21 protein-coding genes are annotated in these 25,220 nt (G+C 36.5%); 18 read left to right on the forward strand and 3 right to left on the reverse strand.

What is annotated here, in order from left to right; genetic code table 11:
* Positions 1–3: 3 nt before the first annotated feature.
* From IPJ63_01785 to IPJ63_01855, 15 genes are all read left to right on the forward strand, one after another.
* A complete protein-coding gene (locus IPJ63_01785; GenBank protein QQR76971.1) occupies positions 4–3,342 on the forward strand; it encodes a hypothetical protein in 3,339 nt (1,112 codons plus the stop codon).
* A gap of 21 nt (positions 3,343–3,363) precedes the next feature.
* Positions 3,364–3,669, forward strand: coding sequence for a hypothetical protein (locus IPJ63_01790; GenBank protein ID QQR76972.1), 306 nt, complete (start codon positions 3,364–3,366; stop codon positions 3,667–3,669).
* A gap of 475 nt (positions 3,670–4,144) precedes the next feature.
* Positions 4,145–6,061: a UvrD-helicase domain-containing protein gene (locus tag IPJ63_01795; protein QQR76973.1), complete on the forward strand. Its 1,917-nt coding sequence runs from the start codon at positions 4,145–4,147 to the stop codon at positions 6,059–6,061.
* Positions 6,062–6,064: 3 nt separating this feature from the next.
* Entirely contained in the window at positions 6,065–6,877 is an 813-nt protein-coding gene (rsmA, locus tag IPJ63_01800; protein ID QQR76974.1) for a ribosomal RNA small subunit methyltransferase A, read from the forward strand.
* Positions 6,878–6,914: 37 nt separating this feature from the next.
* Positions 6,915–7,829, forward strand: coding sequence for a hypothetical protein (locus IPJ63_01805; GenBank protein ID QQR76975.1), 915 nt, complete (start codon positions 6,915–6,917; stop codon positions 7,827–7,829).
* Positions 7,830–7,856: 27 nt separating this feature from the next.
* Positions 7,857–9,980: a hypothetical protein gene (locus tag IPJ63_01810; protein ID QQR76976.1), complete on the forward strand. Its 2,124-nt coding sequence runs from the start codon at positions 7,857–7,859 to the stop codon at positions 9,978–9,980.
* 174 nt (positions 9,981–10,154) lie between these two features.
* The gene (locus IPJ63_01815) at positions 10,155–13,172 is read left to right on the forward strand and encodes a hypothetical protein (GenBank protein QQR76977.1); all 3,018 of its coding nucleotides are present in this window, start codon (positions 10,155–10,157) and stop codon (positions 13,170–13,172) included.
* Between the two features lie 5 nt (positions 13,173–13,177).
* Positions 13,178–14,074, forward strand: a complete 897-nt coding sequence (locus IPJ63_01820) for a hypothetical protein (GenBank protein ID QQR76978.1) — start codon at positions 13,178–13,180, stop codon at positions 14,072–14,074.
* A 153-nt stretch (positions 14,075–14,227) separates the two neighbouring features.
* Positions 14,228–14,632, forward strand: coding sequence for a PrgI family protein (locus IPJ63_01825; GenBank protein ID QQR76979.1), 405 nt, complete (start codon positions 14,228–14,230; stop codon positions 14,630–14,632).
* A gap of 22 nt (positions 14,633–14,654) precedes the next feature.
* Entirely contained in the window at positions 14,655–15,299 is a 645-nt protein-coding gene (locus IPJ63_01830) for a hypothetical protein (protein ID QQR76980.1), read from the forward strand.
* A gap of 2 nt (positions 15,300–15,301) precedes the next feature.
* Positions 15,302–17,128, forward strand: coding sequence for a DUF87 domain-containing protein (locus tag IPJ63_01835; protein QQR76981.1), 1,827 nt, complete (start codon positions 15,302–15,304; stop codon positions 17,126–17,128).
* 101 nt (positions 17,129–17,229) lie between these two features.
* Positions 17,230–18,165, forward strand: coding sequence for a hypothetical protein (locus IPJ63_01840; GenBank protein QQR76982.1), 936 nt, complete (start codon positions 17,230–17,232; stop codon positions 18,163–18,165).
* A gap of 4 nt (positions 18,166–18,169) precedes the next feature.
* Positions 18,170–19,531, forward strand: a complete 1,362-nt coding sequence (locus IPJ63_01845; protein QQR76983.1) for a L,D-transpeptidase family protein — start codon at positions 18,170–18,172, stop codon at positions 19,529–19,531.
* A gap of 1 nt (position 19,532) precedes the next feature.
* A complete protein-coding gene (locus IPJ63_01850) occupies positions 19,533–20,900 on the forward strand; it encodes a hypothetical protein (protein ID QQR76984.1) in 1,368 nt (455 codons plus the stop codon).
* Between the two features lie 73 nt (positions 20,901–20,973).
* The gene (locus tag IPJ63_01855; protein QQR76985.1) at positions 20,974–21,168 is read left to right on the forward strand and encodes a hypothetical protein; all 195 of its coding nucleotides are present in this window, start codon (positions 20,974–20,976) and stop codon (positions 21,166–21,168) included.
* Positions 21,169–21,281: 113 nt separating this feature from the next.
* On the opposite strand, the gene IPJ63_01860 is transcribed toward IPJ63_01855, so the two are convergent.
* Positions 21,282–21,689 carry an HIT family protein gene (locus tag IPJ63_01860; protein QQR76986.1) on the reverse strand — a complete coding sequence of 136 codons (408 nt, stop codon included), beginning with the start codon at positions 21,687–21,689 and terminating at the stop codon, positions 21,282–21,284.
* Between the two features lie 91 nt (positions 21,690–21,780).
* Between IPJ63_01860 and IPJ63_01865 the strand changes: the two genes are divergently transcribed.
* Together IPJ63_01865 and recJ are read left to right on the forward strand one after the other, a co-directional pair.
* Positions 21,781–22,101: a hypothetical protein gene (locus tag IPJ63_01865; GenBank protein QQR76987.1), complete on the forward strand. Its 321-nt coding sequence runs from the start codon at positions 21,781–21,783 to the stop codon at positions 22,099–22,101.
* Positions 22,026–23,336, forward strand: coding sequence for a single-stranded-DNA-specific exonuclease RecJ (recJ, locus tag IPJ63_01870; protein ID QQR77015.1), 1,311 nt, complete (start codon positions 22,026–22,028; stop codon positions 23,334–23,336). Before IPJ63_01865 ends, recJ begins: the two co-directional genes overlap by 76 nt.
* Before the next feature lie 132 nt (positions 23,337–23,468).
* Here recJ and IPJ63_01875 read toward each other — a convergent pair whose 3' ends face one another.
* Together IPJ63_01875 and IPJ63_01880 are read right to left on the reverse strand one after the other, a co-directional pair.
* On the reverse strand, positions 23,469–23,705 hold the full coding sequence (locus IPJ63_01875; GenBank protein ID QQR76988.1) for a hypothetical protein: 237 nt from the start codon (positions 23,703–23,705) through the stop codon (positions 23,469–23,471).
* A gap of 91 nt (positions 23,706–23,796) precedes the next feature.
* Positions 23,797–24,258 (reverse strand): hypothetical protein, encoded by a 462-nt coding sequence (locus tag IPJ63_01880; GenBank protein QQR76989.1) that lies wholly within the window; start codon positions 24,256–24,258, stop codon positions 23,797–23,799.
* 161 nt (positions 24,259–24,419) lie between these two features.
* Here IPJ63_01880 and IPJ63_01885 point away from each other — a divergent pair, with 161 nt between their 5' ends.
* Positions 24,420–25,220, forward strand: coding sequence for a hypothetical protein (locus IPJ63_01885; GenBank protein QQR76990.1), 801 nt, complete (start codon positions 24,420–24,422; stop codon positions 25,218–25,220).

Genomic DNA, 25,220 nt, shown 5'->3' on the forward strand with positions numbered 1-25,220 from the left:
TATATGAGCGAAAAAGACCCAGGATTTAACAAACTTACTAAACAAGAGCTCCAAGATAAGGCAGACGCTCTTGAGAAAGAAATAGAGAAAGGCTCAGCAAATCTGGGTTCTTTGGAAAGCAAGATACTTGAAGCTCTTCAAGAGGATAAGATTTCTAAAAAATCTTCTAGTAAAAAGTCTGATACAAAAAAGCATAATACTAAGCGCGGAGGAAATACTCCAAAGTCTGAAGAAAAAAATGATAAAATAGAAAATCCTACTCGAAAAGAAGCAAACGACTTTTTAGATAAAATAGTAGAAGGCACTCCTCTGTATTTTAATCAAACTAAAGAAACAAGAATTGTAGAAACTATCACAGAAAATAAATCAGGTGTAAAAACTTACAATCTAGATGATGGCTCTTCTCATACTGACAAAGCTTTGTTTTATGCTAGAACAGTTGGGAAAGTTGGTATAGGCAATCTTGAAACAGAAAAAAATAAGACAAATACAAAAAGTGAAATACTTGATATTGGAGGTGGTATAAAAATCACAGCAGGACAAGAGTATGCAGATAGTGACAGACCTTCCGTTAAGTATGAGATTGTTAAAGTAGAAAACGGAAAAGTTTTTTATAAAATGTCTGGTAGTAGAGCAGTTTCAAGTATGACCGAAGAAAAAACTCGTAAGTTTTTTGAATCTAATCCAAACATGAAACTAGTTGGTCAAACATGGGAAGTTTCTAAATCTAAAAAAGAAAAAGATCCAAAGCCCGATACACAAACCCAAGAAGCTCCTATTGGGGGTGTTTCTATGACAAAAGAGGGTGCAGATGCTCGTGTCGCTTCTCTTGCGATCGGAGATATATTGTACGGTGTTTCTGCAGATGAATACGCAGAAATTACAAATATTGAAACTAAGGGTAAGGGAAATAAAAAGAAAAAAATATATACACTTGAAAAACGTGCAAATGGGGAAGTGATGACATATTCTGCAGCTGAATTGGCTGAAAGATTTTTACTTGGTAAGGTTGCGATTGATTCTTCGAGTGAATATATCGGAAAAATTGAAAAACCAGAATATGATATTGGCGCTATTAAAAATGCAGTAAATGATTTGGATATAGGTGCTGTGGTAAAAGGAAAAGATAGTGGAGAAGAATACACACTTATCCGATTGATTACCGACAAAAATGGTAATAAGATTTTTGAATTTGAAAATAATAAAACTGGAGACAAAAGATCTGAGAGCGAGAGGGAGATGGTAAATTCACTTAAAAATGATGCATTTGAAATATTGTCTACAAGTGGAGTCCAAGAATTTAAAGAACAGAAACCAGAAGATGTTTTAGCAGAAGAACAGAATGAACCTGCTGAGGAAAATGCTAAAGAAACTAAAACAAAAGAACCAAAAATACAAAAAGAGGAAAAAGGAGTATCTCCTTCGGAGGATTTAACTACTGCAAGAGATGCTTATATGGCTAGTTACAGAGCTATGCTTGCTGAGCGACAGAGTGTAATGAAAGGAAAGAGAAATATATTTGGAAAAATATGGTCAAAAGTAGTGGGTGAAAAGATATCCAAAGAAGATCTTCCAGAAGACAATGCAAAATTAGTTGCATATGAACAAGCAAAGAAAGATTATGAAAATGCAAAAGTTGGATATGGAAATTATTTGTATGCAAAGAAGAAAGAGGATCTTGATAAAACTAAAATATCTAAAGAGAGCAAAGTAAAAGCTCTTGTTGACTATAAATCTGGAGAACTTTTCAAAAAACTCATATTAGATGAAGGAGATATTTTAGAGAAAGGAAAAATAGAGGCACTTCCAAAAAGAGAACAGGGGGTCTTATTAAAAGCTCTTCAGTGGTATGGAGAGGTTCAGCCTAGATACAAGCGTGTGGCACTATCAGTTCTAATAGGTACAGGTGTAGCAGCACTTTCTGCTGGAAGCTTAGCAGCTCTCGGTGGTGCGGCTATAGGAGTAGGTGCTCGTGTAGTGGGTGGAGCAATAGCAGGAGAAGCAGGCATAGGAATAAAGAGTCTCTTCTTTAGCCAGAAAAAAATTGATAAGGGATTTGAGAAAAGGAAAAAAACACTTGGACAAGGTTCTGGAGAGGGAGAATTTTCAGAGGAATGGTTGAAATCCCAAGAAGGTGTATTTGGTGCAGAATTGAAGAGGAAAAAGAAATTAGAAAAAGTAAATCGTTATATAAATGCAGGTATTAGACTGGGTTCAAGTGTTGGTGCAGGTCTTATGGCCGGACACTTTGCTGCTGAGAATGCAAATGAAGGCACAGGTCCAGTAATTGATCACACTCCACCACCAGAACCAGAGATTGAGACTATAAATCCTCTTGCAACTGTTCAGCCTGGAGATGGTGTTGAGCATGTATTTATTCGCCAAATTGAAGCTGATCCAGATCTTGCACGTTCTATGGGTTGGGATGGAAATTCTAGTCTACATACTTTTGCTCAAGGTGAAGCACATAGACTGGCTATAAATACAGGATACTTCAACAATGGAACAGAGCTTCGACTTGGATATGACACAATAGGCCACTCTTCTTATGTTATTACTGAAATGCCAGATGGTAGTTTTGGTGTTAGAGAATTTATAGATGGAAAACTAATTGAAACTCATAGTGCTGGATCTCCTTTTGAAGCTACTCCAGATGAAACAGAATATATTTATCATGGTTCAAGAAGCGGTGGAACATTGGATGCAGAACCAGATGTTTCTAGCTCTACAGATATCGGGCAAAATCAGATGGGTGGCACTACCGATATACTTGATAGTGTCGGACAAAACCAAATGGGCGCGTCGGCTGCAAATGGTATAGACAATACTGTTCTTACTAAAGGCAATCAAATAGATTTGGGTGCTAAGAGTGGGGCACAAATGGGCGAGGTGGAAACAGTAGATGCTTCTGCTCCAGAAACCCCTGCTGCTACAACTGATGCTTCTGTAGGAGTAAATACTCCAGAAGTTAGTGCAGACAGTCTTTCTTTGGAAGTTGATAAAAATACTACTGATTTTATAAATAAATACTTAGACAATAGTTCTGTAGAAGGTGTAAATACTAGAACATGGGAGATATGGCAAAGTTATCCTTCTGATTCAATATACGAGACGGATGAATTGGGTCGTATTACACATTCAATAAACTTTGATGGTAATTATGAAGATACTCCTGGTCATGTAGTAGAAACTGCTTCAAAAGCAGATACAAGAGCAATTAATAATATGCTTGATGATATCGAAAAACTTGCCAACAAATTCGGGATTCCTCCGACAACAGGTCAAACACTTCAATCTTACATAGAAACTTTGCAAAAAGCTGAGATACAAAATGCAAAATAATTATTATTTAAATTAAAAAATATGGATCAAAAATTACGTCAAACAATTATAAATGCATACAATCTCGGCTCTCTATCAGAAGATGAGCAAAATGATATTATCGAGCGAATAGGCTCACTAATATTTCAAGGAATACTAATGAGAGTCATGGAGGATATGCCAGAGACTCTTCAATCAGAATTTGAAGAGATGTTAGATAAAGACGCATCTCCTGAAATGATAATTGGCTTCTTGCGTGAAAATGTACGAGACTTTGAAAATATCGCAAAAGAAGAAGCTGAAAAATTTCAAAGAGAAAGTATGTCAGTGATGAGTCAGATAGGATAAAAATATTTTAAAAGAAAAAACCCGCCCTGCGGGTTTTTTCTTTGTTTGTTTCTTTTCGTTACTTTTTTGAAAAAGTAACACAAAAACTTCTTTGCATATGACCCTGTGTATATTCACAAGACTCGAACTCATTAAAAGTATTAACTCCCCCACGGCCGCGGGGTCAAACAGAATACTTTTTCCTAACGGAACATTCGTCCTCTTCTGTTCATATAAACACAGGGTCACAAGGCAAAGTTTGAATTCAAATACATCAGATGCCTGCCTTTTAAAAGACTAGCGAGCGTGGCGACACGAGCCTGCCTGTCGACAGACAGGCTCGAGGAATTTTCTAGCAAGAAAATATCCGTACTTTTAAAAGGCAGGCATGAAGAATAGTTTTCCAGAAGCTAAACTTTAAAAAACCAATTATAAAATTAAGGTTAAAAAAGTTTATATAAAAATTTATAGCTCGTATGTTATAGTCTATAGACTTATGAAACATCTTGATGGTCTAAATGAAGCGCAGTTAGAAGCAGTTATTGCAACTGAGGGCCCTTTGATGATTGTCGCTGGAGCTGGTGCAGGAAAAACTAAAACTATTACTCACAGAATACTGGAGTTAATACATAAAGGCATAGATCCAGATAAAATTTTAGCTATTACGTTTACAAATAAGGCCGCAAGTGAAATGCGTGAGAGAGTAATGCATGCAATTGGCGATATGAGACTATCGACCAAGCCTTTTATATCTACTTTTCATGCTCTAGGTGTCCATATTCTAAAAGAAAACGCACGGGAAGTTGGAATAACAAGACATTTTACAATACTCGATGAGTCTGATGCTGTTTCGATGATAAAAGAATCTATTCGTGAAGAAGGTTTAGATCCAAAAGAACACGAGCCGAGAAAATATAAATATGTAATCTCAAAAGAGAAGGGAGATTTTTTTACTCAAGAAGAATATGCGGCAAAGGTGGGGAGTGCGGCAGAGGAATTATATGCACGTATATGGGCTCGATATGAAATAAAGAAGAAAAAAGAAAATGCTTTGGATTTTGATGATCTTTTATTAAAAAGCGTTTTACTGCTTAAAAAGAATCCCGAGATAAAGAAATCTTATCAATCTAGATGGAAGTATGTTCATATAGATGAATATCAGGACACAAACCAAGTCCAATACGAACTTTCAAAACTTTTAGTCGGCGAAGAAAGACATATATGTGTCGTAGGGGATACAGATCAGAATATATATTCTTGGAGAGGGGCAAATCTAAAAAATATGCTTAGATTTGAAAAAGATTATCCAAATGCAAAAATAGTTTTTCTTGAGCAGAATTATCGTTCTACCAGTGTAATACTTGAGGCTGCAAATACTGTTATACAAAAAAATACTGTCCGCGTACCTAAGAATCTCTTTACCTTAAAAGAAGGTGGAGAAAAAATAACCCTAAAAGAATGTTTTGGTGAAATAGACGAAGCGCATTTTGTTGCTGAAACTGCCTCTTCCTATATACGTGACGGTGTAGAAGCTAGTGATATCGCTGTGCTCTATAGAGCAAATTTCCAGTCTCGTGTTATAGAAGAAGCTATGTTAGATATTGGTTTGCCTTACCAAGTTTTAGGTACAAAATTCTTTGATCGAAAAGAAATCAAAGACATGCTTTCTTACATCAGGGCTTCACTAAACAGAGATTCGCTTTCTGATATAAGACGCATAATAAATACACCTGTCCGTGGTATAGGTAAAACAACTATGTTGAAAGTTATGGCAGGTGATACAGAGAGTCTTCCTCCAGCTATGAAAGCAAAGATAAAAGTTTTTTATGAAAAGCTTGAGGCAATAAATAATTTTGCGCAGTTCAATGTGCCAAGTGAAATTATAAAATTTACTCTCTCAGAATCTGGCATAGAAGATGCTTATAAGGCTGGTACAGAAGAAGAGCAAGAAAGATTGGAAAATATAAAAGAACTTGTTACACTCGCAACTCGTTATGACTCGCTTGGTCCACAAGAAGGTTTGGACGCACTCCTCACAAGTGCAGCTCTTGCGAGTGACCAAGACACACTAGAAGGAGCTGGTGCTGGTGTAAAACTTATGACAGTTCATGCGGCAAAGGGACTTGAATTTAAAGTTGTATTTATTGTTGGACTCGAAGAAGGTCTTTTTCCTCATGAGCGTGCAGGTCAATATAAAAAGACTGAAGAAGCCGAAGAGGAGCGTAGACTTTTCTATGTCGCGATTACTCGCGCAAAAGAAAAGCTCTATCTAACTTACGCTACAACTCGTACAATATACGGTATGCGTCAAATAAACAGTCAGTCTAGTTTTATTTCTGATATACCTGCACATCTAATTAACTTCGAACAAGATGGCCAGAGCGGAATACTGAAAACTATTTTTCTTGATTAATATATGAAACACATTGCAAAAAAATCTTTAGGGCAAAATTTCTTGAACTCACCAGGGGCAATTTCTAAGATGGTAAGTGCTGCAGGTGCTAGAGAAAAAGATATTGTTTTGGAAATAGGTCCTGGTAAGGGAGTTTTAACTCGTGCTCTCTTGAATACAGCAGGCAAGGTTGTTGCTATTGAAAAAGATTATGAATTAGCCGCCTTCCTTCATGAGGAATTTAAAAAAGAGATAGATGAAGGCAGACTAGAAATCATAGAAGGTGATGCGCTAGATTTTGATCCGCAAAAAATGTCTTTTTATAAGAATTTTGAATATAAACTGATTGCCAATATTCCATATAATATAACTGGTGCAATTTTTGAAAAATTTTTGTCAGCAAAGTATCAACCATCTGTTTTAGTTCTACTTATTCAAGACGAGGTAGCAAAGAGAATAGTTGCTAAATCTAGTAAAGAAAGCATCTTGTCTATATCTATAAAAGCCTATGGAGATCCAGTTTATATACAGAAAGTTGTACGAGGCTCTTTTTTTCCGATTCCGGGAGTTGATTCAGCTATTTTGGCGGTAAATAATATTTCTCGTAATAATTTTGAAGATTTAGAGCATGAAACTGTATTTTTTAGTCTACTTAAAATAGGTTTTTCTCATAAAAGGAAGAAATTGGCAGGAAATCTAAGGGATTATTCAAAAGACATAGAGTGGAGAACTATCTTAAGCTCTATTGGGGTTGATTCAGAAATTAGAGCTGAAGATTTGGATTTAAAAGATTGGATTTTGCTCGGTAAAACTATTTTAGATATTAACAGGAGTTAGTCTACATATAATTTTCTAGAGTGTATAATGACTCCATATGAATACTCAGTTTTCTAAGTACCTGCCTAGCAAGAATTTTCAAAAAGCCATATTTGCTATTGTATTAGGAATTATAATTTTATTCCTAGTATCTAAAATTCCAAGTTTTATAAAAAAACAAGAACCAAAGAAAGAGCCTTTTGCTGTTCTTGAAGTAGGGGAACTTGTTGAACAAGATGCCGATGGTGATGGTCTAAAAGATTGGGAAGAGCCTATGTGGGGTATGGATCCTGAAAATCGTGATACAAATGGCGACGGTGTGAGTGATGGAGAAGAAGTTTCTAGAATAAAGGCTTCCTTGGGATCAGGAGGTTTGCAAGACACAGAAGATATTGATTTGACTCAAACAGAGACTTTTAGCCAGCAATTGTTCTCTCTAATATCAGCACTTCAAGAAAATGGCGAACTAACAGACCAATCTGAGGAGAGTATTATTGCAGAGATATCTGCCTTTATTCAAGACAGTCCTGAAGGAACTGTTTATTATATGAAAGATATAAAAACAGTATCTGATACTAGCGTGAATGCTGTTGCATATATAAAGGCAGTCGATAGTGCGTTTGCAAAATATCCAATAGAGCCTTTGGACTTTATTCTTTTTGATACCGTGGTAACTACACCCAATACAAAATCAGTCAATTCTGAATTGAAAGCAGTTTCAGATAAATATAAATCATTGGCTGACACGCTACTTGCTACTCCAGTTGTTGTTGGTGAAAGTGCTGTACACTTGGCCCTGTTAAATAGTATTGTTTCCGCAGCAGAAATGTTTGAAAATATTTCTAGATATGCAATAGATCCGATACCGGCACTTGCAAGTGCTTATCAGGCAGGTTCTATAGTAGATGCTATGCTCTCAAATCTAGAAACTTTGAACCAAGACATAATCGATGCAACTAGTACAAATAATTAGCCATAATGTTACAATTAAAATACTTTTATGTCTTCAAAATATAAATTTCTAAAACCTATTGCCAAAGTATCTTTTGCTTTTGTGCTTATTTTTACACTTACCACTAGTCAAGCTAGTGCTACTGGCCTACCTACTGTTGACCTGGCAAATTTACCAGTCAATATAGGTAGTGCGATAACCTCTTCTCAGACAGCTGTAACCACAATAAAAGAATTCAGTGAGGGTATGTTAGCCAAGATGTTGAAGAAGATCGGCTCTCAAGTAGCTCTAAATATGACCCAGCAGGTTATAAACTGGGGTTCTACAGGTTTCAAGGGCAATCCATTCTTCGTACGTGATCAACAGAGTTTCTATAAAAGTATTGCAGATGAACAAGTTGAAGCTTTTGTGAACGAAATAAGCGCAGATGAGACTGCTTTTCCATATTCTAGAAATATATCTATGAATTTGATCACCGATCAGGTTTTGGGTAACAGTGGTGATTTTAAAAGTAAATTGAATTTTTCTCTCGATGAAACCATAGGGCCTAATTGGGAAGATTTTACTGAAGATGATTTTAGTGTAGGAGGATGGGATGGTTGGATGGCATATACACAAAATGACGCAAACAATCCAGTAGGAGCATATTTGCGTTCAGCCGAAGAACTTGAAAACAGAGTAGATGCAGTAAAAAATACGACTCAGACAGAGCTTGCTCAAAGTGGGGGATTTTTGTCTATGAAAAAATGTGTTCAATACAAAGACGGAGTCGATGCATCAGGACTTGATCCGTTAGGAGAAGATATGGAAGAGTACCTGAGCAGTCTGTCTCTTTCTCTTGGAAGTGATATAGAGTTCAACGCAAGCGATGATTGTGCACGTTACGAAACAGTAACACCAGGTAAGCTTATTGCCGCACAATTACAACAGTCAGTAGAGGCACCTCTAACAAAAGCCATGAATGACTCCGCGACTGGTAATACAATCCTGGATTCAGTATCAAATCTTGCGGCTGGCCTTATAACACAAGGTATAACACAATTGATAGGAAACATAGACACTACAGATCCAGAAGACCCAACAGCTGGTGGACCAGGAAATAACTCAGAATTTCAATCTAGTGGAGATGTATTTGTGTGGAATACAGGCGATACTGTAGATTTGGAGGCTACTCCAATATATGTAGGAGGGGTACTTACGGGTGTGCCTAGTGAATTGTTGCAAACATCTATCGATGATACTCAAGCTGAACTTGACTTACTTATGTCTTCAAAAAATCTTATTAGAGATTTCCCTAAAAAAACAATGGAGCTTGATCAGTGTTTACCGGGTCCAGATTATAAATTCGCAAATCGAATGCGTGAACAATACCTATTGGAATCAAAGAAGGTTCAAAATAAATCAGATAACGATACTGAAAATGGAGATGAAGCCCAAGATCAAATAAAATGTTTCGATGGGTTCATATCTCAACTTATATCTGATATAAAAATTGCACTTATCTCAGGAACTCTACGTGACGGTCCAGCGTTAGGTCAATCTCAAATCGCAAGTTGTCCTGGAGGTAGGCCTTGGGAAGATGTAAATTTTCCATACAAGAATATTCCTTCTGCGCCAATTATATATGATCAAGTAAATAGAATTTCTGGATATAACGATGAAGCTGGAGCGCTTGATGCGAAGATTTCTTCTAAGATTAGAGCTTTGGCAATCCTGCAGGGCATAAAAGCAAATATTGTTACATATCCAAATACTGAGCTTCTAAATCCTCTAGATACTCAGTCTCCAGAAAACAAAGAACTAAAAGATAAGCTCGCTTCACAGTATGTTTCGATTGAATCTAAAATTGGACGCCCAGATACAATTGCCGATGCTCTCGTAGAATACGATACATATGTAGATGAAGATTATGACATATTTAATGCTGCAAATCCGAGTTCTTTATTATCTAAATGTCTTGCCGAAAGAACTGATTTCGCTAGTGCTCCGATGTACTCGGACGCTTGGCATACTATAGTAGATGATAATAGGCAAACTTTGTTCTGTGCTTGGGAAGATTCGTGGGGTAATTTTTATACACAGACCAGAGGTTACAATGATAATGATTTTGAATTTGAGTGTGATAGCTGGTATAGGGGAGGTATAGACGATTATAAGGGTGATGCATTCTAAAGTTTAAAAAAGAAAAATCTTCCAATAATATGGGGGATTTTTCTTTGGTAATTCACTTTTTTATTGTATTTACTATATATTTGCATGGTACAATATACGTACAATTCTATTGTGCAAAAAATATCAAAAAGAATGAAGAATATTTGCGCATCGACACTACTCTTTACTATAGTAATGAGCTCTTTTTCGTTTTTGTTTTTACCTAGAGTTGCTAAAGCAAATCTAAATGATAATTTCGAAGTTCCTACAATTGAAATTTCGTCAATTGGAGAGACCACAGCTACAATAAAATATACTCTAAAAGTCGGTGGTAACAATGGTAATATTGGACACGATATCTATAAAAACCAGAAGACAGTAGCAACACCTGGAGCAATCGCGGATGGAACTGAAGAGTTGGGTGACGCTAGTGATGGGGGAATTGAAGATAGAGTGGGAAATGTATTCGTTAAAGGTGCGGATGGAAACTCTAAATATGAAATAATTTCAGGTAATTCAAATGACAATACTGGACCTTTTACTGATCCGGAAAATGGTGGTGCACTCGGATCGTTTGATGAGCTTGAGTGTAACGGATATGGTTGCGGAGTTTATCTAGATATCGCAGCTATTACGGCTAGTAATTTTGATAGTTTAGACAATAAAGAGGCTCCTAGAATGAGTCAGGAAGAAGTTTTGGCGGGAACTGAAGCTTCTCTTAGAGCGGGACGTCTAATACCAGGAGAAACTTTTGATCCAGAAATTGGTTTTTCATTTGTTATTATTCCAGACGTTTTTAAATCTGAACAAACAGTTATTGTAACAATAACTGGTCTTACTGCTGATACACAATATTATGCATCTGGACGCTTGATGGAAGGAGGTGGAGGAGATGATTTGAGTGCATCAGATGATGATGAAGACAAGATAGTAGAGTTTAAGACTAAGCCTGTTGGTTCTGGTGAGGTGACTGGTGCCGCTGGTCAAACTACAGCATCAGCTACCGATGTGGGTGGTTCAGATAATGGTCCTGCTTGTTTCAAAATGGCCGCGGGTGTAGTGCCTTACTTGAGTATCCCTGGATGTTTTGCACAATTGCTCTACTATGTTTTCTACAAACCAACAGCATTTTTGGCTGGTCTTGCTGCAATGTTTTTGGATTGGTTTATGCATTTTTCTATACAGAGTGCTACCTATAGTGAATCTGAATTTATATCACAAGGCTGGTCACTTGTTCGTGATATATCAAACATAGTATTTATTTTTATACTTTTATATATAGCAATAGGAACTATACTCCGACTACCTTCTGTTGATGCGAAAAAGATGATTGGTACGCTTGTTGTAGTGGCGCTTTTGATAAATTTCAGTTTATTTTTTACAAAGATAGTGGTTGATGCTTCCAATATTTTAGCGAACCTAATGTATAGCACTATATCAGTCGGAGGTGGAACAGGTGTGGGAGATGAGAAGACAATATCTGGCGCTTTGGTAAGTCAATTCAACCCACAAACTATTTTCTCAAAAAGTGGAATAGATTCAGAAGGTGACATAGGTATGTATATCATTGTGACATTGATAGCTGTCGCTATGAACGTTCTTTTGATAATAATGTTCTTGAAGATAGGTATTTTATTTGTTGGTAGAGTCATATCTCTTATGGTTGCAATGATTTTCTCGCCACTCGCTTTTATATCCATGATAGTTCCGGGTATGAAGTCTTGGAAAAATGTTGGTTGGACCAATTGGTCTAGTGAGCTGATAAAAACGGCATTTCTTGCTCCAGTATTTCTATTCTTCTTGTACTTGATAGTTTTATTCTTAGATTTAAAAACTCTTGCTATATCTGACACAGCTTCTGCTGGAGCAAATCTTCTATACGTCCTGCTTCCGTTTGCGATTGTCTACACTTTACTCATGAAAGCACAGAAACTTGCTATAGATTTGTCTGGAGAGATTGGTCAGCAATCCATGGCTGTTATGAGTAAGGTGGGAGGTCTTGCTGTTGGAGCAGCTACAGGAGGAGCGGCTCTGGCGCTTCGTGGTACGGTTGGGGCCGCTGCCGCTCGTACTGCAGCAAACCCAGAGCTTCAAGCAGCCGCAGCTGCTGGAGACAAAGGGGCACAACGTAAACTTGCGCTTGCAAACTATGGTGCAGCAAGTAGTTTTGATTTCCGAAAGACAAAGGCTGGTACTGCGTTTGGTAAACAGACTGGATGGGATATGGACACAAAGGGTAGTGCTAAATTTGCACAAAATCTTGGAAACATGGTTGGTGGTGCAGGTAAATTTGATCTTTCTACAGAAGGTGGAGCTAAGTCTGCAAATGAACGCAAGACAAAAGAGAAGTCAGACAAGGTAGAGACATATCTACTCAAGGGTTATGAAGCTAGTCAGCAAGATAAAAAAGCAGGAGCTTGGAAAGCTGATCTTGAAAAAGCGCTTGAGCAAGAAAGAAAGAATAATCCAAATCTTGATGAGGTGCAGTTTAGAAAAGACTTTGAGAAGGGTAATACAACTACTACTTATGTGGATCCTACAACAGGTCAGACTGAAACAATTCGTGGTAGAGCAAAAGAAAAAACAGCAAAAGAAGTCAATTCTGAAAGATTACACGATCAAGCAAATGAAGTTGAATTTGGAAATGGCTATACAGAGAAAAGAAATGTTGCTAAAGAGCAGGCTACACAAGCTGGTCAAAGATTTGATGAAGCTAAATGGAGAAAGGATAACAATATTGAGACTAGATCTGATATGTCTAAATCTGAAAAACAATTTACTGTGGATACTCGCAAAAAAGCAGGAGAAGAATCAAAACCTATTAGTGGAAAAGAGAGACAGAAGGCAGAAGGTCAGATTACTAGAGCCGCATATGAGCTTAAGAAAATTGATCAGCACTTGCAAGATATTGCAGATACTTGGAATGCAGACCCTGCAAATGCAGGAAATCCAATTCAGGCAAAAGATGTTTCATTTGATCATGTTGAATTCGCTATGAATGAAGGTCAGTCAAGTCTATCTATATACGAAGCTCAATTGAAAAAAGCCGAAAAAGATGTTGCTGATGGAACAATTACAGCGCAGCAGTACGCTCAAGTTAAATCTCAGTATGATAAGACAAAAGGAGAAATTGCTTCTTATAAAACATTGTTTAATGACAAAGCTCAGCAGCAGAATGCTAAATCCGAGGCTGAAGAAAAATTATCTAGTTAAAAAATATGAAATTTACAGTTGAACAAATAAATAAAGCCTTTGACTCTATCCCAGTAGCTACACGCAAGGCTATGAGTGTTACACCTGTCGATAAAGTTATGCAAGAGTTGGCTGCAACTCACCAAGTTTCGCTTGATAAAATATCTCAAATTTCTGGTCAAATAACTTTCGTCTTGATTGGTCTTGAAAAAGCAGGGGATTTCTATGATTCAATTAAGTTTCAAACTGGTCTATCAGATGATATTTTGATAAAACTTGTAGATGAAATAAACAAAAAAATATTTGTTCCATTTAGACAAGCAATGATTGCATTCTCTTATGAACCAGAAGAAGAGGTAGTAGAAAGTGAACCCGAGGCACCAAGCAATCCTTCGATCAAGTTGAATTTTCCAGGAACTCCAAAAGCACAAGAGCAAAATGATAGAGCAATTCTTCGTAGTACCGATATAGAGATAGATGAAGATCCAGGAGAGCAGGTTAGAGAGGCTCTAGAAGATGTAAGCGCAAGAAGTCTAGACAGAGACAAGCTTTTAAGAACACTAGAGAATCCTCCTAAAAGTGAAGGTTTAATAAAAATTCCAGAGGTTGTAAGACCGGCTGTTTCAGAGATTGGTACAAGTTTTAATAGAGAGAGTATAAAAGTTCCGACGAATATTGTTCCACCGCCTGTAAATTTTTCAGATAAAGTGGATACAGTACCTCGCCAAGAGAATGATATATCTCCAATACAAAAACTTGCTCAATCAGCAGGAGTTATTGGCACTCCGGAGGTTTCTGGGACTGGTATTGTAGGTAGCAAACTACAAGCTACTTTTAAAATTCCAAAAGAAGTTAGTAATTACACAGTCCCAGCCATAGGAGAAAAGAAAATTCAGAGTGATCCGTACAGAGAGCCGGTTTAAAAAATTAGTAAAAATCCCCAAAGGGGATTTTTACTTTATAACCACATGCGTAGTATAGGTTGTGTATATAATAAAAAATCCCATTGATTGTGATGGCATAGTATCTCTCTGTATAGTATCTAAAATCTTATAGAATTCTGATATAATACATACATGCGATTTAGCGTCCCTCAATTTATTGATATCGAAGATAAAATATTTGGACCATTTACCTTCAAGCAGTTTGTGTATTTAGCTGGAGGTGCTGGTATTTGTTTCATTGTATACAAGTTGCTACCTTTTTTCTTTGCGGTTATATTTATAGTTCCAATAGCAGGTCTCGCACTGGCTTTGACTTTTTACAAAGTTAACAACAAGCCTTTTATTGCAATACTCGAGTCTTATATTAGATTTCTTATGCAGGGTAAGTTGTATATTTGGAAAAAAGATCCGAAGAAAAAAGAAATAAATAAGACAGAAGATGTACTTCCTGCTCCGATTGTTCCTAGATTATCAGAAAGTAGACTTAAGGATATATCCTGGAGTCTAGATGTTCTCGATGTAAACTCTAAAAAGTAAACTATTTGGTATACTAAACTCTATGGCAATCAACGCACGCTCAACACAATCATTCGTACCGATCAAAGAAGTTCGGGATGGCGTTGTTGTACTTAAAGATGGTGGTTTGCGTGCTGTGATTATGGCATCTTCTGTAAACCTATCGCTTAAGTCTAGTGATGAACAACAAGCTATAATTATGCAATTCCAAACCTTCTTGAATTCTTTGGAATTTTCGACTCAAATAATTGTTCAATCTAGGAGATTGGACATAAAACCATACTTACTTACACTTGAGAATCGAATGAAGGATCAAGTCGAACCCCTACTTAAAGTTCAAACAAAAGAGTATATAGAATTTATAAGATCATTTACAGAACAGGTGAACATAATGACAAAGAACTTTTTTATAGTAGTACCTTATTCTGCAGCTCCATTGTCAAAGCAGGGTAGTATAACAAAGGCATTTTCCGATCTTACTGGTGCTGGAGATAAAGTTAGTCAAAAAAATGACGCACTATCTTTATTTGAAGAAAAAAGAACCCAGTTAGAGCAGCGTGTTGCAGTTATTCAACAGGGTCTTAATCGTTGTGGTGTGCGTAGTACAAAACTTGGGACAGAAGAAGTGATAGAACTTTTTTATAAAGTATTTAATCCTGGTGAGACTGAACAAAATATAAAAATATAATTATGGGAATTTTAGATAAAATTTTAGGTAAATCAAGTAAAAAAGCAGACGAACACCAAGTTTTGCCTGTTTTACCAGAGGAAATATATCAAGCGGCAACTCTAGAACTTCAGGATGTTATCGCGCCATCAGCACTACAAGTTGAGCCAAAGGCTTTGCATTTGGGTGATAAAATAGCTCGTACTTTTTTTGTAATTTCTTATCCAAGATATCTTACTGATAACTGGTTTGCGCCAATCATCAACTTAGATAAAATATTTGATGTTTCTTTTTTCATACACCCTATTGATACAGCTACAATATTGCGTCAATTTCAGAAAAAAGTTGCTGAGGTGCAAAGTCAGATAAATATGAGAGAGAGCCGTGGTCTTGTTCGTGACCCAATACTTGATACTGCGTACCGCGACCTAGAAAGTTTGCGTGATAGTTTGCAACAAGCCCAAGAAAAGATGTTTGATGTTGGTTTGTATATAACAATGTATGCCGACAATGAAGATGAGCTTTTCAAGTTGGAAAATGAAATAAAGTCTATCTTAGATGCCAAGCTAGTGTATCTAAAGCCAGCACTGTTTCAGCAGGAAGAAGGATTTAAGAGTGTAATTCCAATAGGTACAGATCTTCTTGGTGTACACCAGAAGCTTAATTCTGAACCTCTTTCTAGTATTTTCCCATTCGTTTCTTTTGACCTTACTTCTGATAAGGGTATTTTATATGGCGTAAATCGACACAATTCAAGCTTGGTTATATTCGACCGTTTCTCACTTGAAAACTATAACTCTATTACTTTTGCAAAATCTGGTTCTGGTAAATCTTATGCCACAAAACTAGAGCTTATTCGTACTCTCATGTTCGACACAGAAGTGATTGTGATAGACCCAGAGCGTGAATATGAATACTTGGCTGAAGCGGTAGGTGGAAGATATTTCAATATTTCACTATCTAGTGATCACCACATCAATCCTTTTGATCTTCCTATACCTCGTGAAGATGAAACAGCTAGTGATGTGCTTCGCTCCAATACAATCAACTTGGTTGGGTTGTTTAGAATAATGCTCGGCGGCCTTACTCCAGAAGAAGATGCAATTATTGATCGTGCGATAACTGAGACATATGCTATCAAGGATATCACTGCAAATTCTGATTTCTCGAATATTGAACCACCGCTTTTGTCTGACTTTGAAATGGTTTTATCAGGAATGGAGAATACCGAATCCGTTGTTCAGAAGTTGCAAAAGTACACTCGCGGTAGTTGGGCAGGTTTCTTAAATCAGCCTTCAAACGTTGATATCAATAAAAAATTCGTAGTGTTTTCAGTGCGTGATATGGAAGACGAACTCAAGCCTGTTGCGATGTATATTGTTACTCACTACATTTGGAATGCAGTACGTAAAAATCTACGCAAAAGATTGCTTGTAGTGGACGAGGCATGGTGGATGATGAAAAGTGAAGACACAGCATCTTTCTTGTACTCAATTGCCAAGCGCGGAAGAAAATACTATCTAGGACTAATGACCATAACACAAGACGTGGGGGACTTCTTGAAAAGTCCGTACGGATTGCCGATCGTAACAAACTCTTCTATTCAATTGCTGTTGAAACAATCTCCTAGTTCTATAGATGTTCTTCAAAAGACTTTCAATTTAACAGATGAAGAAAAGTATCTTCTTTTAGAATCAGGAGTCGGAGAGGGAATATTTTTTGCTGGATTAAAGCATGTCGCCATAAAGATTATTGCTTCATATACTGAAGATCAGATCATAACATCTGATCCATCACAAGTATTGGCCATCCAGAAAGCTAAAAAGGATTTAGAAGAAGCGTCTAGTTAGTCCTTGTATACAGTAGATGCTTATTTTATAATAGTTTTAATGAATAAAAAGCGATATCGTCTACTTTACTCTATTTTTCAATCACAATTTTCTCTGTGATTATGTTCTCTGCACCTTTTAGCACAAGCGCACTTGTTGGCAGTGATGTTATTGCAGAAATTACTCCAGAAATACCTGGCCCAAATGAACAAGTTACAATCAGGCTTACTAGTTATGCTATAGATTTGAATAGTTCACTAATTACTTGGAAGATTGGTGGTAAAACAGTTTTATCAAAAAACGGAGCCGTTTCCTATACTTTAAGTTCTGGTGCTAGTGGTTCTAGAACTACAGTTGAGGCAACTATTGTTTTTAGAGGTTCAACTTTAGTAAAGACAATATTGATTGAGCCTTCAACAATAGATCTTATATGGGAAGCTGTAGATTCATATACACCTCCTTTTTATAAAGGTAAGGCACTACCTTCATCGGAAGCTGTTATAAAAATAGTAGGTATACCAGACATGAAATCTGGTGGAATAAAGCTTTCAAAAAATGACCTGACTTTCTCATGGGAGAGAAATTTTAGTGCGCTGCCAGTTTTTTCTGGATACGCAAAAGATTCTTTTATTTTTAAAACTAGTTATTTGAATACAACAGAAACAATATCTTTAAAAGCTAGCTCTATCAACGGTGGTCTTTCAGCTCAAAAAATCTCTACAATAAGAACCTCTTCACCTTTTATTGTTTTTTATGAGTACAGTCCTCTTGCTGGAGTAAATTATAAAAAAAATCTTGGTGAATATTTTTCTCTAACTAAAGATGAGGCTACTATTGTAGCGGAGCCTTATTTCTTTTCTCCGAAAGATGCACTATCTAATGATCTAGATTATGAGTGGAAAATCAATGGCACAAGGATTGCAAACCAGTATCCTAAAAATACTCTTGTAGTTAGGAAACCTGCTGGTGCTAGTGGTAATGCATTTATTGATCTTTCAATTGAAAGTAAACCTAGGCTTTTTCAATCAGCAGATAAAACTTTAAATATTAATCTATAAAACCATGATCATTTTTAAAAAATATAAGATTGCGCTAGCTGTTATTATTTTCTTGGGCCTGATCGTATCCAAGAGTGTTTATGCTGCTGTAGATGTTTTTGTTGATGATGGAGGAACAGATCTTAATCCAACATCTTTTTCTTTTGAGGGAGATGTTGTTGGAGCGGGGACCGGATTTTCTATGATCCCTGTATGGGGTGTTACAGCTACATCTTTAACAAATAGTGCCCCAGTAATTACACCGCTTGCGGACGGTTCATTTAGTGGTTCTATAACAGGCCTTACTCCAAATACAACTTACTACTATCAGTTTATAGATGCAGCTGACGGCACAATAAAGCTTACGATAGTAGATTCGTTTACTACTCCGCTTGTTTTTGCTGGTACGGATGGTGGTAAAGATGCCGTAGATTTGACCGGCTCTGGTTCAGGAACTTCAAATCCGAATTGTACAAATGGTGATGATTCATACTGTTTACTAGCTCCTATACCTGGTTTATCTGAAGTTAATCCGGCAAATACTGATCTTGGTGATTATCTGAATATAATTATAAAATTTGCGATTGGGTTTGCCGGTGCGCTTGCAGTTATCATGATGGTGCTTGGAGGTATTCAATATATGTCTACAGATGCGCTGTCTGGAAAGAGCGAGGGGAGAGAGCGTATTACTTATGCTCTGGGAGGATTATTGTTAGCTCTAGCTAGTTACTTAATACTAAATACAATAAATCCAAATTTGGTTAATTTACATCTTGGAATCCAGGGTACAAACATACAAGTTGTTGAATCGCCGGAAGATATATTTGCTTTACAGGTTCAGTCTTTTGAATCAACAGGGCAAAATACTTTGGGTAATAAGTATTTGATGTTTGGTAATTATGCTGCCCCTCTACCTAGTGCTGGAGTGTCCGATTTTGTAAATACATACTTGAAAAATGGATATTCTCTTTCAGAAATAAAAATAAATACATCTACTAAAAAAGCAGAATTTGTAGCAAAAAATGGAGGAGCAACGAAGAGCGTTATTATAGATATAAACATAGGAGCAAACGGTGCTTCTGAGGTGGGGATGGGTGTGAGTGGAGATTTAAAAACACCAAAAGGTATATGGACTATACCTGCAAATGGTAGGAAGATTTCTGAGAACCAGGATTCTGCTATTTTAAATGGAGCTGGTGTAAACATGGGCGCAGCTTTTGTGAATACAGGTGCTACTTTGCCTAGCGGCACAGATCGAGGTATTGGTTTTCATGGACAGGCTAACAATAATCTAGGAAATACAGCTGGATGTATAAAGATGCGAAATGACGACATCTTGATCCTTTATCCTTATATGGTTTCTGGTGTTAAAGTAAATATATTCTAGTATGAATAAAAAAAGATTAATCATAATAGTTTCATTTATTGTAATCATTTTGATTGTCTTTTTATCTATTTTTTTGAAAAATAAAAATACAAATCCTGAAACAAGTGGAGATGGTTTTAGTTTGTCAGACCTTTTTCCTTTCGGGTCTGTGACTGACAGAGGTGGTAGTTCGGACAATGATACAAACGACGATATTATTCCTGATGTTGTTACTGTGGATGAGAATGGGAATGTGATTATTCCACGCCTTAGACAGGTTTCTACTTTCCCTGTTTCTGGAGCAACTGTATTTAATACAAAAAGAACAAGAGTTGTTCCAATCCCTCCTCTACCAATCGAAGGTGACTCAGGAGGTGATCCTGTTGTTATAGCGCAGACTCCAACAGAAGAAATTGTAGTAGAAGATGCGACAGCTATCAGGTATATGGAACAATCAACTGCTCATATATATGAGACTTATACTGATACATTGACTGAAACAAGAATTTCAAATACAACCATACCTAGGATATATGATACCTATTGGAATTTAGACGGAGGGTCTGTAGTTTTTAGATATTTAGAAGATGGAACAAATAAGATACAAACATATCTTGCAACACTTTCTTCTCCGAGTGTTTTTGCGGAAGGGGGTAGTAGTCAAAATCCATCAGTTTTAAAAGATTTAAAGGGAAATTTTTTGGTGGAAGGAATTACAGATATATCGGTGTCACCAGACAAGACTAGGTTTTTTACTCTCGAGCCTGTTGTCGGGGGAGTTGTTGGTATAACAGAGGATTTTCTAGGTGGTAAAAAATCTCAAGTATTTGAATCATCTCTTTCTGAATGGTTGTCATTTTGGCCAAATGCGACAACTCTAACACTTACTACAAAACCTTCAGGCACACTTCCTGGGTACATGTATTCCGTAGATGTAAATAAAAAAAGTTTTGACAAAGTACTAGGAGGGATTGTTGGTTTAACTACAAAAATGAGCCCAGATGGTAAAAAAGTTTTATACAGCGCATCTGTTGCAAATGAGGTAAGACTTTATTCTTATGATTTAAATACAAAATCTACTACAGATCTGGGTATATCTACTCTTCCAGAGAAGTGTGTATGGTCAAAAGACAGCATAACTGTATATTGTGCTGTACCAGAAAGTTTCTTGTTGGGGGTATATCCTGATGTTTGGTATCAAGGACGTGTATCTTTTGAAGATACATTGTGGAGTATGAACCTCAGTACAAGTGTTTATTATGTATTAGTTGACCCTATAGAAACAATTAATATTCCTATTGATATGACAAACCTATTCTTGGACGGAAGTGAAAAATACATTTTTTTCACCAATAAAAAAGACGGGATTCTCTGGAGTTATAGCATATAAATCCATACAGCTATTGCAAATACTATAAATATGATGTATAGTATTTTCGAACTTCTTAAATTAAATATTAGCTATGGATAAAACAACTACAGACGGAGATGTGATTCTACACATTTTAAACGAAAAAGGTAAAGAGGGTTCCCTGACAATAGGAGACATAATATCCTTTTACAAAGATGACTCTAGAGTTTTAAACTCTCGCACTATTGCAGAAGAAATGCGAGATCTTGAAAAAGAGGGTTTTATAGAAAAAATTCTCGACAAGTGATGTGGTCGATAACCCAGAAAGGTCTGATGAAGATATCAGATATTCCTGAGCTATCCTCTTCCGGATCTCATACGAGTTAAAAAATATCCCCCGCATTTGCGGGGGATTTAATTTTATAAGACAGATTTTATTTTTTCTGCAGTTTCTTCAGCTTCACCTAGCATATAAGGCTTGCCTGGCCAATGCTTTAGTCCATCTCCTGCAAAACGGGGAATTATATGCATATGATAGTGCCATATAACTTGTCCGGCATCAGTGCCATTGTTTTGTCCTATATTTATACCTGTTGCGCCTATACTAAATTTTATAGCGTTGGCTATTTTCTTTGCTGTCGGCATCAATTTTTCAAGCAACTCATCGGGCATCTCATGTATATTTTCATGGTGCTCTTTTGGTATTAGGAGTGTGTGCCCAGGATTTATTGGATTAACATCCAAAAAAGCCAAACCGACTTCGTCCTCATAGACCTTGGTGCAAGGTATTTCTCCTTTTATGATTTTACAAAAAATACAACTTTCCATACAAAAATAATACCATAATAGGAATATTTTAGTTATAAGCTATTTTTTAGGAGACGGGATAATAAATACCTCTCGTGCTACAATCATTTCTATGCAATCGGGTGAATTACTAAAAAAACTATTAGAAAATAGAGGTGTAGACGAAGGTCAAATAGACTCTTTTTTGCTCCCAGACTACGAAAAGACTTTGCATGACCCTTTTTTATTCAAGGATATGGAGCGTGCGTGCGTGAGAATTTTTGAAGCTATAGATCAGAATCAAAAAATAGTTGTTTATGCAGATTATGATGCAGATGGAATTCCTGGGGCAGTTATATTCAATGATTTTTTCAAAAGATTGGGTATGAGAATTTTGATATATACATACCCGATCGTCACGATGAGGGTTATGGTTTACATAAAAGCGCAGTAGATGAATTTATAAAACAAGGTGTATCGCTCATAATTACTGTTGATTTGGGTATTACCGCAGTGGAAGAAGTAAGAGATGCTCTTATTGGAGGAGTTGATGTGATTATTACCGATCACCATTTACCACACGCAGGAGTTCCAAGGGCTTTTGCAATCATCAATCCTAAATACGATACAAATTATCCATTTGATGGACTTTGCGGAGCAGGAGTTGCTTTCAAGGTTGTGTGTGCGCTTATAAAAAAATATGGAGAATATTGGAATATAAAAGAAGGTTGGGAAAAGTGGACACTTGATATGGCAGGACTCGCCACCCTTTCTGATATGGTTCCATTGGTAGGTGAGAATAGAACCATTGCTTATTGGGGTCTTCATGTAATGCGTAAATCTCCTAGACCGGGGTTGGTGCATTTATTTAAAAAAGCGGGGATTAATATGCGCTATATCAATGAAGAAGATATAACTTTTTCACTTACTCCTAGACTAAATGCTGCTTCACGTATGGCATCTCCTAAAAGTGCTTTTATGATGCTCGCAGAAAAAGATATTTTAAAAGCGCAGGGTTTTGCAGAATATCTTACTGGCATAAATGACGAAAGAAAGACAATAGTTGCTAGCATAATGAAAGATGTTCACAAGAACTTAGAAAAAAGAGAACTTTGTGAAGTTATAGTTATCGGTAATCCGTCTTGGCGAGTCGGGGTGCTGGGTCTTGTTGCTTCAAAAATATGTGAGACTTATAAACGTCCTGCTTTTGTTTGGGGTAGAGAGGGTGGAAAAGAGGAGGATGATGCTCCTATAAAAGGGTCTTGTAGATCAGATGGAAGTGTAAATATTGTTGAGCTCATGCAACTAGAAAGTGAATCTTTTGCTAGTTTTGGAGGACATGAAATGGCGGGAGGATTTAGTGTAAAAAGTGAGCATATACATTTTTTAGAAGATAAATTAGCATCTAAATTTTCATCGATTAAAAGAGATGTAAAAATAGATGACATAGCATATGATCTCGAGCTTAGTATAAGTGATATAAACAAAGGTAACTACAAATCCATAGATAGCCTATCCCCATATGGCCTTGGCAATCCAAAACCCATCTTTTTATTTAAGAGTGTAAAGATAGAATCTATGAAGCAATTTGGTAAAGAAAAAAATCATCTAGAGATGATATTTTCAGGAGGTGGTAAAAAAGTTAAAGCCATATCTTTTTTGACTCACCGCATGAGTATGGAGTTTTAGGGGAAGGTTTAAATGTAGATTTGTACGCAACATTTGAGTTGTCTAGATTTGCAGGTAAAGAAGAGCTCCGCTTGAGAATAGTTGATATAAAATAAAAATCGCACATGTTTGTGCGATTTTTATTTTATATATCTATAGGTCTGAATCTACTCCCTCTACATCTACACTGTCTAAGTCTGTGCCTATAGAGTTAATTTCTGCTGACAATTCTGCATCTCCTGATACTTGCTCGTTTACATTAGTGTCTAGAGTCTCTACTTCGTAATTGAATTCTTTTCCTTTGTTTGTATTCATTACAAAATATATACCTACAAGTATCACTATTGCTACAAGAACCCAAATTATTGAATTTCCTTTTTGTGATTTCATATTTTTAAAATAGAAATGCACACAGATATTTTTTCGGTGTGCATTTTCTATAACTATTGTTAATTTTTAAACATTTCCAATAATAATTATATTAGAGAGCTGGTTCGTCTGCTGGAGCGTCTTCTGCTTCTCCCTTCTTGTTCTCAATAGCTTCTCTTAGTTCATCGCGTAGTTCTTTTACAGAATCTCTGTATTCCATCAACGCATCTTTTGCTTCTTTAGTTTGAGTGCGGATTTCAGCAGTTGGAGTTGCTACACCTCCTGCTATTGTTTCATCTATAAGAGTCTTTAGAGCCTCAACTTCTGCTTTTGCAGCATCTTGCTTTGCTATAACTGCATCATATGCATCTTCTGCTTTTGATGTGTCATAACCTTTTGCCTCTGCTTTTACCATAACTGCTTCAAATCTATCTAGGATGCCGTCCATTCGGACAACTAAACTATCTAGACGTCCCTTGAAAGATGTTAGTCCTTCAGGTTTTGCAGCTAGTGCACTAGAACTTGTAAATAATACTGCTAGAGCCAAAGCTCCGATTGCTAGTTTGTTTTTCATATGTTTTTTATGTTAGTTAAGATTAATGCTTTTAAACACAAGGTTTTTTAACCTTGTACACTATATATTACGAATGATTTCTCATTTTGTGACAAAGACCAGGGGTGTTTTTATACTATAAATCATAGCATAAATTTACCTTGTCAATTATAATGGTTCCTATGCAATACGGAATAGAGATATATACAGATGGGTCTTCTAGGGGTAATCCTGGTCCTGGGGGCTATGGTGCTATTTTGATCATAAAAACCGATGTGACTGATTCTTTAGATTGGAAAAAGCAGGTTAAAATAATCGAAATTGGGGGAAAGGATACTCATACTACAAACAACGCCATGGAGCTCACTGGTGCGCTGAAGGCTCTTGAGGAGATAAAAAATCGATCAATCAAAGGCAACATAGCTGTTCATACTGATTCCAGTTATTTACTTCAAGGTATTGAATCTTGGATATATGCGTGGGAGAAAAATGGATGGAAAACAAAAGAGGGAGCAGATGTAGCCAATCAGGAAATTTGGAAAAAATTATTGGCTATTACTTATAAAGCTAAACTGTCTCGTGAAAGAGAAATAGTTTGGCAAAAAGTAAAAGGCCATTCGGGTTTGGTTGCAAATGAGCGCGTAGATGAGATAGCTACAAAAAGTGCATTGGGGGAGCATGTGCTTCTTTTTACAGGAACCTTATTAGACTATGAAAATCTTTTTGGTTTTGATATGGATATTCATCCAACAGAATTAAAAACAGCTGACAAATTAAATCCAAAAATAAAAGACAAAAAATCTAAGTCTAAAAGTTCTAAACCAGCGTATTCTTATGTGAGTTTAGTGGACGGTAAAATACACAAAGATAAAACTTGGGACGAATGCAAAAAGAGGGTAACAGGTAAAAGTGGTGTTAAATATAAGAAGGTTTTTTCAAAATCTGAAGAAGATGAACTCATAGAGAAATTCAAAAGTATTTAG

This window comes from Candidatus Nomurabacteria bacterium, assembly GCA_016699365.1.
In the GTDB taxonomy this organism is placed as follows: domain Bacteria; phylum Patescibacteriota; class Minisyncoccia; order Phycocordibacterales; family UBA9973; genus CAZLWF01.